This window comes from Halorubrum sp. C191, from assembly GCF_002727095.1.
Taxonomy (GTDB): domain Archaea; phylum Halobacteriota; class Halobacteria; order Halobacteriales; family Haloferacaceae; genus Halorubrum; species Halorubrum ezzemoulense.
Genome location: NZ_NHNZ01000041.1, coordinates 98,229 through 108,319, shown reverse-complemented (window position 1 = coordinate 108,319; position 10,091 = coordinate 98,229). Strand labels below are relative to the sequence as shown.

At 65.7% G+C, this 10,091-nt stretch carries 10 protein-coding genes; 3 read left to right on the top strand and 7 right to left on the bottom strand.

Features of this window, described 5'->3' with window-relative positions; translation table 11 throughout:
* Nucleotides 1-573: 573 nt before the first annotated feature.
* The 5 genes from Z052_RS03345 to Z052_RS03325 all read right to left on the bottom strand — a co-directional run bounded on the left by Z052_RS03345 (nt 574) and on the right by Z052_RS03325 (nt 4,896).
* Nucleotides 574-1,341, bottom strand: coding sequence for a hypothetical protein (locus Z052_RS03345; RefSeq protein WP_099288817.1), 768 nt, complete (start codon nt 1,339-1,341; stop codon nt 574-576).
* Nucleotides 1,342-1,424: 83 nt separating this feature from the next.
* Nucleotides 1,425-2,792 (bottom strand): archaellin/type IV pilin N-terminal domain-containing protein, encoded by a 1,368-nt coding sequence (locus Z052_RS20850; RefSeq protein WP_241897881.1) that lies wholly within the window; start codon nt 2,790-2,792, stop codon nt 1,425-1,427.
* A 2-nt stretch (nt 2,793-2,794) separates the two neighbouring features.
* Nucleotides 2,795-3,406, bottom strand: coding sequence for an archaellin/type IV pilin N-terminal domain-containing protein (locus tag Z052_RS03335; protein WP_099288816.1), 612 nt, complete (start codon nt 3,404-3,406; stop codon nt 2,795-2,797).
* Between the two features lie 342 nt (nt 3,407-3,748).
* A complete protein-coding gene (locus Z052_RS03330; protein ID WP_099288815.1) occupies nt 3,749-4,333 on the bottom strand; it encodes an SHOCT domain-containing protein in 585 nt (194 codons plus the stop codon).
* A 224-nt stretch (nt 4,334-4,557) separates the two neighbouring features.
* The gene (locus Z052_RS03325) at nt 4,558-4,896 is read right to left on the bottom strand and encodes a hypothetical protein (protein WP_099288814.1); all 339 of its coding nucleotides are present in this window, start codon (nt 4,894-4,896) and stop codon (nt 4,558-4,560) included.
* A 185-nt stretch (nt 4,897-5,081) separates the two neighbouring features.
* Between Z052_RS03325 and Z052_RS03320 the strand changes: the two genes are divergently transcribed.
* A complete protein-coding gene (locus Z052_RS03320; protein WP_094520321.1) occupies nt 5,082-5,420 on the top strand; it encodes a helix-turn-helix domain-containing protein in 339 nt (112 codons plus the stop codon).
* Nucleotides 5,421-5,517: 97 nt separating this feature from the next.
* On the opposite strand, the gene Z052_RS03315 is transcribed toward Z052_RS03320, so the two are convergent.
* Nucleotides 5,518-6,249, bottom strand: coding sequence for an ATPase domain-containing protein (locus Z052_RS03315; protein WP_099288813.1), 732 nt, complete (start codon nt 6,247-6,249; stop codon nt 5,518-5,520).
* A gap of 144 nt (nt 6,250-6,393) precedes the next feature.
* Between Z052_RS03315 and Z052_RS03310 the strand changes: the two genes are divergently transcribed.
* Nucleotides 6,394-6,957 (top strand): HalX domain-containing protein, encoded by a 564-nt coding sequence (locus Z052_RS03310; RefSeq protein WP_094579683.1) that lies wholly within the window; start codon nt 6,394-6,396, stop codon nt 6,955-6,957.
* A gap of 152 nt (nt 6,958-7,109) precedes the next feature.
* The gene (locus Z052_RS03305; protein WP_094579682.1) at nt 7,110-8,630 is read left to right on the top strand and encodes a molybdopterin-dependent oxidoreductase; all 1,521 of its coding nucleotides are present in this window, start codon (nt 7,110-7,112) and stop codon (nt 8,628-8,630) included.
* Between the two features lie 37 nt (nt 8,631-8,667).
* Here Z052_RS03305 and Z052_RS03300 read toward each other — a convergent pair whose 3' ends face one another.
* Nucleotides 8,668-10,086 carry a DHH family phosphoesterase gene (locus Z052_RS03300; protein ID WP_094579681.1) on the bottom strand — a complete coding sequence of 473 codons (1,419 nt, stop codon included), beginning with the start codon at nt 10,084-10,086 and terminating at the stop codon, nt 8,668-8,670.
* Nucleotides 10,087-10,091 lie beyond the last annotated feature (5 nt).

Genomic DNA, 10,091 nt, shown 5'->3' with positions numbered 1-10,091 from the left:
GGATAGCATTCCATCTGTCCCATACTGAATTATACTGTCTTAAGCATAATAATGCTGTCGGCTTCAACCCCGGGGTCAAGCCCCGGGGCAGTCGCCTCGGCCGCCTGTACAAAAGTAGTTTGTACCCCCCGAGCGGGGTGGAGGGTATGATTGAGAGATTCCCTCCGGTGAATAAATGTCAGACAGCAATACAGCGACGGTCGACAGCGCTTCACAAACTGAATGTACAGCTCCACAAAGTACTGCGACTCCAACACAGCCAATGACGTCGTCAACTCGGTGTGAACAAGTTCTCGAGTTTACTGACCACGCAGGAACCCGCCATCGAGTGCGGTTCATTCCACAGTCGAATGACCACTGGCAGCGTGTCGAAGAGACCTGGAATGGCCAGACGTGGGTCCATGTGAGTCAAGAAACCGTCAGCGACCTCAACCAGTGGATGCGACCCGTTCAAACGCCGAGGTAGTTCGGGCGTTGTAAGCCTTCTACAACAGTATCTGCGCTCTGTAATTAATCAACGCTCGCGTTGAAGTGATGGTGTGAACCTGTGCTGAGAACCGGCCCCAACGGGGCTCACTCAATCTGAAAGCCGCCTTCCTCCTCAGCGGCGCGCACGAGGTCGCCGATACTATCGCTCGCCGTGAGCCCCTGGTTTGCGGCGAACCGCTTGATCACCACCGGCGGCAGGTTGACTGTCGTCTCGGAGGCCGCGAGCAGCAACCCGATCGCCTCCGGGGTCGGCGAGTTCGGCCCCGCATTGGAGGCGAACCACGAGATCAACGTGTCGAACGTCGCCGTCACGTCGTTCGACACGGTCCGCTGGCGGGTGGTGTCGCCGTTTGCGTGCAGCGTCGCGTCGATACCGTAGTCGAAGCCGTCGTCGTCGAAGGAGGTCGCCAGCCACCGGCTCACCGCCTGCCGGTCGACCGCGTCCGCGCCGGACGGTGCCTGCTGCTCGCCCGGACTTGACCCGGCACGTTCCCGCCTGCCGGGCCGCCCCCGTTTGCTGGCACGGTCCTGTCCGCTCGCCTGTCGCTGGCCGCGGTCCTCGGCGCCGCGACCGGCGGCGCTCGCCCGCGGGTCGTCGCCGGCGGGGCGGCGGTCATCCGGACTCGCGGGCTCCGCGGCCGTGAACTCGCCCGAGTCGGCAGGAGGAGCCGCGTCGTCCGGCGGCGGCCGGCGGTCGTCCTGCGAGCGCCCGACGTTGGGGCGGCCGTTCGTCCCGACGACGTACCGGCCCTCCTCGATTTCAACGACGTTCTCGTCATCGGTGAAGTCGAGTTCCTCGGGGTCGGCGGGCGGCGCGTCCGGGTCGGCCGCGGGCGCGTCGTGGTCACTCATGAGTTGTGGTAGCGCGCGCCGTAAAATAGGTGTTGCGGGCGGATCGGTTCCGCCAAAGCGGTTAGCAGGTGATTCGAGAGTCGTTAGAGCCGGACAGCTTCACCGTTCTTGTTGAAGAGGTCAGGTGCACGGAGTTCAACGCTCGTCGTCGCGCCGGAGGGCGAGACGATATCGAGCGTGGCGGAGTCGCTCTCACCGAACGCCTCGTTATTGTCCGTGTCTTCTAATGCACCAGCGTCGGGGTTGATGAGGATGGTGAAATCTCTTTCTTCGTTGAGCACCGCCGAAGTTCGGAAGTTACCGTCCGAACCGATGGCGAACTCGTTCGGACCGAGAGTACCGACTCTGTCGGTGAAGATTTTTGTCGCCTCAGCCGCACTATTTTGGATGATTTGTGCGGGGTTAGTGTCATCAACCGTCTCCGTAGTACTACCAACGGTGTCACCGTTGCTGTCAGTCAGAGTGACTGTGAGTGTGTCGTCCGCAGAGAAGCTGCCGGGAGTGGAAGCGTCTTGGGTATCAATGCTAGTATTACCACTAGCATCACCACCACTGCTAGCATCAACAGCATTGATGTCCACCGAACCACCGCTGAAGTCGGCTTCCGTTACCGTTGTCGTTGAGTCAACACCATCACCATTGTCGTCTGCATCGTATTCAATCAGCAGCTCTTGGCTAGAATCCGAATCAGTCATCGATTCGATATTTGTGTAGGTGAGACTCACAGTGGCGGTAGAACCGGGCGAAACATCGCCTACCTCAAGCTGAACCGGATCAACCGTTTGAGTAGCCTTTTCGTTGAGAACGCTGCTGCCACCGTTAGTGTCTTTAAGATCGACAGAAACAGTGTCACCTTGGCTGAGTGACGCAGAGAGTTCATTATCGACACTGCTATCGCCGTTGAAGATAATCGTTTGTCCGTCAAAGTTCGAGCCTGTTATTTCCGTCGTTTCACCACCACCATACTCGACGACTAGTTTCTGGCCGGAGTCATCCGCGTCGAATGCGTCGATGTTATCGTAGTTCACCGTCACGTCGACACTACTTTGTCCGGCATCAAGCTGCGGCACAGAGACCTGGGTCAACGGACCGGACGCAGAGCTCGTGAACACGAGGTTCGATTGTCCACCAGGGCCGACCGCTTGGATGGTTGTTTCTGTCAGGTCAATTTGATCAGCGCCGGGAGCGCCCGAAACGCCCAGCCGGACTTCGCTCAACTCACCAGGGCTCGGGGAACCAACGACCCCGACCTCGCTTGTCACGTCGATCCGTTCGGAGACGAGGTCAGTACTCTCTTGGCCCGTTGCTTCTGCCTGCGTCTGGAGGAACCCGGCCGTGTTGATCAGGACGCCGGCGGCGATCGCCGCCACCAGCACCATCGCGATGAACACGATGAGGGTCCCGATCCCCACCTGACCGCGCTCCTCGGGGTTGGTAATGAATTCGAACATTGTTATAGCCTCACTGAATCGCTAACGACGGTGCTGGGCACGCGGATTTCACTTGTCGTCGTCGCACCCGACGGCGTAGTGAACGTTACTGTTAATGAGTCGCCCTCTTCGAGAACGTAAGGACTGTCACCGGCATTGTTACTAACGAGACCACTACCCGCGTCAAGCCCAATTGTCACTTGGGCGCGGTCACTGCTATCAGTGAAGACGACACTATTTTCTCCTTTAAATATATCAATGTCGGTCCCGTCGGAACCAGCCTTACTCAGTGTGAATGTCTCCTGCCCACTCTCTCCAATAAGTTCGACTGAGGTCTCACTCAGGTCGACATTGGACGCGCCTGGCGACTGAGCGAGCACGAAGTCCAGTTCGACGATCTGTCCGTCTCCTTGATTATCGTCGAACGTTCCGGACTGACTCACGACTTGGAGCCGGTCACTCACCTGCTGTGTACTCTCTTCGCCCGTTGCTTCTGCCTGCGTCTGGAGGAACCCGGCCGTGTTGATCAGGACGCCGGCGGCGATCGCCGCCACCAGCACCATCGCGATGAACACGATGAGGGTCCCGATCCCCACTTGCCCGCGCTCTTCCTCGTCCAGTATGGTTTCGAACATTGGTTGTGTTGCGTCGGCCCCCGGCCTGCCCGGCGGGCGTTATCGATAGCGAAGTGGATTTCCTACTTAAGATCACGTTCCCGGTTATCCGAGTTGATAAACACGTCAAGTCGTGCGATTTTCGGGTTATTTTGAGTAGTTTAGTTACAGAATATATCAACGACTTCGGCGAGAGAGTATCAGATCTAGATCTGCGGCGCAGCGGCGGTACCGACCGGTCTCCATCACGAATCCGATGTGCGAACGAGCGGCGACCGCGTCGGGCGAGACGTGACAAGCGAGAAGGAGAGAATACCGAGTGTCAACGACGCCGTTCGAAAGAGCGATCCCCCCGAGGCCGTTTCAGCGCTCGTGCTCGGGGGCAGTCGTCTTGAGCGACTCGCGTCGAGACGCCGAGTCGGTTCGGTCGCGGTCGGCGGAGACCAGTCGGTCGAGGCGGCGCTCAAACTCCGCGTCGGAGATATCGCCCTCGACGTAGCGGTGTTTGAGGCGCTCGATCGGCGTCGCGGGCGCCTCGCGGTCGGCGTCCGCCGGCGAGGTATCGCGCTCGGCGGCGATCCGGTCCGCCAGGTAGCCGCCGAGCGCGCCGCTGCCGACGACGTACGCCGCGCCGAACAGCGTGAGCGCGAGCACGCCGACGGTCGCCGCGGGCGACACCGCGGCGGCGACCCACACCGCAAAGAACGTCAGCGGCAGCGACAGCAGCGCGACCAGCGCGCCCGTGGCGGCCCCGATCTTCGGGCCGCGGGGGCGCTCCGCGTCGTCGGTCCAACTCGCCACGCCGGCGCCGACCGCTGGCGCGACCAGCCCGACGACGGGCAGGACGCTCACGAGCACCGTGACCCCGGCGCCGACGCCGGCGCGCGCGGCGAGATCCGAGAGGCGCGCGACCGGCGAGCGACCCCCGCGGGCGTCGGCAGCCGTCATCGTCGACGCCCCGAGCCTCGGGGCGATTCACCGGGTCGGCGCCGCCGCGGAACCGGTCGCGGGCTCGCGGTCGCGCCGCCGTTTCGACAGCGATCTGTCATCGAGATCGTTACGGACCGAGAACGCAAAAGGGCGTCGGGGAGCGGGGTACGCTTCCAGTTTCGCGGCGTTCGCTTAGGATCGATTCGGCGGCGACGCGGGGGGTTAGGGCTCGGACCCGACTGTCACCGATCGCGCAGACGCGACAGCTCCGACTCGGGGATCACGAACTCGCGCGTCCCCGGCTCGTACACCGCGAGGCTCCCGGCGACGAGCGCCATCGACGCCGCCAGCAGCCCGGTGTTGACGAGGAGGAGGGCCTCGGGGTCGGCGAACTCGGTCCGGAAGGCGGCCGCGGGCGTCCCGACTGCCGCGACGACGACGAGTCCGAAGCCGACAGCCAGGTACGCCATCGCCGTGCGACCGGACGACCGGTACGCTGCGACGGCGAACGCAACCAGCGTCGCGCTCGCGCCGGCCAGCACGGTGGTCGTCATCAAGTACAACCCCTCGATAAGCTCCATACCCACTCTGCTCGAACACTGGTCATAAACCCACGGGAGCGGGTATCAGCGGCGATAACACGGGTCAGCAGTCCGGACCGCTAAAGCGGTCGCGGTCCCCGTCCCGGCCGCCGGATCGAGCCATTCGGCGATCGAGACAATCACCGGTACCGTTATAAGACACAAAATCAATCTCGATAACGTGAATGGTGGGGGACAATCTGATTACCGTACTCGGTAACAAATACAACACGGACATCCTGACGGCGACGGGCGACGCGAAGTCGGCGCAGGACCTCAGCGACCAGTTGGACGTCCCGATCGCGACGTGTTACCGACGGATCAACGAGTTGGAGGAGGCCGATCTACTGGAGTTACACGACCGCCCGCTCTCGGACGAACACCGGCGCGTGAAGGTGTACCGTCGGAAGGTCGATGGGGTCGAGGTCGACTTCCGCGACGGACTCACCGTCGAGGTGGAGGAGCGGTCGGCGGTGAAGAACCGCCTCGACGACGTCTGGCGCGACCTCTCATCGCGAAAGTGATCAGCGTTGGGCGGCGGCGGCGATCGGAAGACCGTCGATCGTGCCGCGATCGAAAGAGCGTCACCGGGTCGCGATCGACGCAGCCGCGCTGCGAGGGTTAGAACGAGGGCTGGTCGTCGGAGCCGCCCATCATCGAGAACCCGCCAGCGCGCTCATGGACCGTGATCCCACCCTGCCCAATCTCCATCGGGAAGATGTCGGTGTCAATGTCCTGTTTCCGCATCTTCGCCACCCAGACGTAGCGGTTGACCCCGGAGTCGGTCGGCGTCTGGATAAAGTAGATGTTCCCGTCCGTGAGGAAGTTCTCCAAGCTGACCTCCGTGTCGGGGAAGACGGCGCCCTGCTCGTTGATGAGCAGGGATGTGAGCCCGTTCGCCTTGAGGATGTCCGAGAACTTCAGCAGGTAGGTGCGCTTCTCCTGTTCGGCGTCGAAGAACAACTGGAACATCGACAGCGAGTCGAGAACGAGCCGGTCGAAATCGCCGTCCTCGACCGTGTCGAGCAGACGGTCGACCGCGGTCGAGAAGTCGGTCTCGCGTAACATCTCCCGCTTGTCGAGGATGACGATGTCGCCGTCGTCGACCATCGCGTCGAACCCCTCGAAGCCGACGGACGCGGCCGCGCCGCGGATGTCGGCCTCGTCCTCCTCGAAGGAGACGTAGACGCCGCGCTCGCCGTGTTCGGAGACGCCGTGATGGAGGTACTGGATGCCGAAGATGCTCTTGCCGGTGCCCGGGTTGCCGGAGACGAGGACCGTCGACCGCTCGGTGATGCCGCCGGTGAGAATGGAGTCGAGCCCCTCGACCCCGGTGGAGACGAGTTCTGACATTCGTCTCCCCTTTGGCAGCCAGGGTACATAAAAGACGGTTGAGCACATCGGGCGAACGGACGGCGACAGTTTTATCTCTCGACACGCCGCCCATTCGTGTATGCCCGGTGAAGCGTGTCCGGTCGCCCTCGGCGGTGATCGGCGGTGAGCGATCCGTCGGTGCTCGTCGTGGAGGACGAGCCAGACATCGCGGCGCTGTACGCCGGCTTCTTAGAGGAGCGGTACGCCGTCGACGTGGCGGAGACTGCCGCCGAGGCGATCGATCGCGTCGACGGCGGCGTCGACGTGGTGCTCCTCGACCGCCGCCTCCCCGACGGGAGCGGCGACGACGTCTTGGAACACATCCGCGAGGAGGGGTACGACTGTCGCGTGGCGATGGTCACTGCGGTCGAACCCGACTTCGACATCATCGACATGGGGTTCGACCTCTACCTCACCAAGCCGGTGAGCCGCTCGAAGCTGCTCGCGGCCATCGACACACTCCTGACGCGCAGCGAGTACGACGACCTCGTCCAGGAGGCCGCCGCGCTCGCCAGCAAACGCGCGGTTCTCAGCCTACAGAAACCGGCCGCACAGCGCGAGGAGAACGAGGCCTACGCCGACCTGGTCGACCGGTTGGAGGACTTAGACGCCGACATCGACGACCTCGGCGAGTCGCTGTCGACCGACGACTACCGCGCGATGTTCCGCGACCTCGGCGAGGCCTAACGCGACGCCGCCCCCTCCCTGCGATCGCTCGCAGCGCTCGTTCCGATCGCTTTTCTCGCCGTCACGGCTGTGCGTACTCCGGCGACGCCGACGGTACTGTAGCGGTTTCGGCCGAGGCCGCAGTTCAAGTTACTGCGGCCCTAACCCTGACCGTGATCAACGTTACCGAGCGACGGGAACCGCTTCTCGCCGCGGCGGCCGGCGCGGCCGCGATTGCCGGCTCGTACCTCGTCGCGGGGTGGACGCCGTCGTTCGTCGTCAGGCCGATCGACCAAACCGTCGTCAACCTGACTCCTGGACCGATCGTGACGGCGACGATCGAAACGCTCGGCGAGGCGGGCCACCTGATCCACATCGCGCTGGCGCTCGCGATCGCCGTCGGACTGTTCGGGACGGTCGCGTTCGCGGGCCTTCGGCTCGCCGTGCGCACCGATCGGCGAGCAGTCGGCGCCGCGATCGCGGGTGGGGGATCCTGGCTGCTTGCCGCCGGCTTGACCGGCGTCTCGACGGGTGCGCTGGGCGCGGCGCTCCCCGCGGCGGTCGTCGTCGGGATCGGGTGGTTGCCGTCGTCCGCGACCCCGTCCGGAGGTGACACCGGCACAGTGAGGGGCTCGCCGGCGGTCGTCGACGCGGTGCGCCGCCAGACGCTCGGGGTCGTCGCCGGCGCGCTCGGGTTCGTCGCCGCGACCGTCGTCGGCCGGCGGGCGCTCGCGTCGGCCGACGATCCCCTCCCCAACGCCCCGCGGTCGGAGGGCGCAGCCGCGCGGCTCCGAGAACTCGACTCGGCGTCGCTGACGGTCGAAAGCGACGGGCTCCAGGAGATGGTGACGCCGATCGGCGAGTTCTACAACGTCGACATCGCGGAGTTCGACCCGGAGGTCACCGCCGAGGAGTGGTCGCTGACGTTCACCGGCGAGACCGGCTCCGAGCGGACGGTCGACTTCGACGAGCTGATCGAGCGCCCCGCCGAGAACCGCGCGGTGACGCTGCGGTGCGTCGGGGAGGACCTGAACGGGCGCCGAATCGGCACCGCCGTCTGGACGGGGACGCCGATCCGGCCGCTGCTCGAATCTGTGGACCCGCAGGGCGACTGCGACTGCGCGATGCTGCGCGGCGAGGACGGGTACTACGTTCAGTTCCCAGTGGACATACTCGCCGAGGGGTTCCTCGCGTGGGGGATGAACGGCAAGGAGCTCCCGACGAGCCACGGCCACCCGGTCCGGGTGCTGATCCCGGGCCACTGGGGCGAGACAAACGTGAAGTGGCTCTCGGAAATCGAACTGCTGAACGTCGAGGACGACGGCTACTGGGAAGAGCGCGGCTGGGAGGGGACCGGCGAGGTGACCACCGTGGCCAAGCTCTGGGACGAGGGGATCACGGAACTCGGCGACGGCCGGATCGAACTGGCCGGCCACGCCTACGCCGGGACGCCCGGCGTCGAGCGCGTCGAGGTGTCGACCGACGGTGGCGACTCGTGGGCCGACGCCGAGCTCTCCGACGCGCTGCCCGACGCGGACGTCTGGCGGCAGTGGCGCCACGCCTTCGAGCCCGCCGGGGAACACGAGGTCGTCGTCCGCGCGGTCGACGGCGAGGGGACCCGCCAGACCAGCGAGGCGTCCGGCCCGGTCCCGAGCGGCGCGTCGGGCTGGGTTCGCCGGACGGTCGGGGAGTGAACGGGCGGCGAGTGAACAGTCGGGGAGCCGACGGCGTTCAAGAGAGCTGCTCGCCGACGATCCGGTCGGCCGCGGCGAGGAACGCGTCGCGCTCGTCGATAGGAATGGTCGCGCCCGCGGCCACGTCGTGCCCGCCGCCGTCGCCGCCGACCGATCGGCTCGCCTCGCGCATCACCGCGGAGAGGTCGAGCCCCTTGCGGACGAGCGCATGCGAGCCGCGCGAGGACACCTTCAGCTCTTCGGCGCTCTCCTCGGCGAAGGCGATCACCGGCTTCGATCGGTCGACCGCGGGGGAGCCGACCGCCATCCCTGCGACGATGCCGACGATGGTCTCGCGGATGCGCGACCCCGCGTCGAACCACTGGAGGTGCTCCTCGTGGGTGACGCCCTCGTTTTTGACCCACTGGAGGCCCTCGGAGAGGTTCCGCCGGTGCGTGCGCAGCAGCCGGCGGGCCTCCGCGAGCGCGTCGCCGCGGTCGCCGAGACACACCGCGAGGCCGACGTCGCCGCGCTCGTAGCGGGCGGTCGCGTTGAGCAGCGTCGAGAACTCGCTGACGTCACGAAGCTCGGTGCCTGGCTCCTCGTCGACCAGCGTGTAGGAGGTCCCGACGAGCGCCTCGATCCGCTCGGACGGGACGCCCGAGGCGACCGCGCGGCGCATCAGCGCCGACGCGAGGGCCTGTCGCTCCCCGCCGTCGAGGTCGACCCAGCGCCGCCACTCCCCGTCGCGTTTCACGTCGAGGTCGAGGTCGGTGAGGAAGGAGATGGCCCCCGCCTCGTCGTTCGAGATCCCCGGGATGTCCACGTCGGAGGCGTACTCCAGCAGCTTCGGGAGCGGGCGGGTCTGTCTGCCGTACAGGTCGAGGTCGGTCTGCGCGTCGAGGACGCCGGCGTCGACACCGTCAGCGACGATCGACTCGTTGGCGCCGACGAGCCCGTCCGCCGAGTCTTGCATGTCGCCGACCGCGCCGACGACGGCGAGCGCGGCGAGGTCGCGGTTGTCGCCGTCGGGGCCCTCCAGCGCGCGGGCGAGGATGTAGCTCGCGCCGGCACCCGACAGCTCGCTCGCGCCGTCGATCCCCTCCAAGAGGGGGTTGAGGTGGTACCGCGTGTCGCGGTCGGCGGGCTGGTGGTGGTCAGCGATGACGGGGACGAAGTCGCCGCGGTCCTCGTGGTCGGCGATGGCGTCGAGCTGGCCGGAGCCGAAGTCGGTGAACAGCACCACGTCGAAGTCGCGGGCGGCGATTCCGGCGATCGAGTCGGCGTCGAGCTGCTTCTCGAAGACGACCTCGTGGTCGATCCCCGCCCGGGCGAGCCCGGTGGACGCGACCGCGGCGCTCGTGATCCCGTCGGCGTCGATGTGGGACGCGAGCAGCACCCGGTCAGCCTCGCGCAGCCGGTCGGCGCAGTCGGTCGCGCGGTCAGCGAGGTCGGAGACTGGGGCGGCGACTGCCATTACCT

What these genes read in the sequence shown, in the direction of transcription:
- Z052_RS03345 (WP_099288817.1), bottom strand. Translation starts at nt 1,341, where the DNA reads ATGAGTGACCACGACGCGCCCGCGGCCGACCCGGACGCGCCGCCCGCC.
- Z052_RS20850 (WP_241897881.1), bottom strand. Translation starts at nt 2,792, where the DNA reads ATGTTCGAATTCATTACCAACCCCGAGGAGCGCGGTCAGGTGGGGATC.
- Z052_RS03335 (WP_099288816.1), bottom strand. Translation starts at nt 3,406, where the DNA reads ATGTTCGAAACCATACTGGACGAGGAAGAGCGCGGGCAAGTGGGGATC.
- Z052_RS03330 (WP_099288815.1), bottom strand. Translation starts at nt 4,333, where the DNA reads ATGACGGCTGCCGACGCCCGCGGGGGTCGCTCGCCGGTCGCGCGCCTC.
- Z052_RS03325 (WP_099288814.1), bottom strand. Translation starts at nt 4,896, where the DNA reads ATGGAGCTTATCGAGGGGTTGTACTTGATGACGACCACCGTGCTGGCC.
- Z052_RS03320 (WP_094520321.1), top strand. Translation starts at nt 5,082, where the DNA reads ATGGTGGGGGACAATCTGATTACCGTACTCGGTAACAAATACAACACG.
- Z052_RS03315 (WP_099288813.1), bottom strand. Translation starts at nt 6,249, where the DNA reads ATGTCAGAACTCGTCTCCACCGGGGTCGAGGGGCTCGACTCCATTCTC.
- Z052_RS03300 (WP_094579681.1), bottom strand. Translation starts at nt 10,086, where the DNA reads ATGGCAGTCGCCGCCCCAGTCTCCGACCTCGCTGACCGCGCGACCGAC.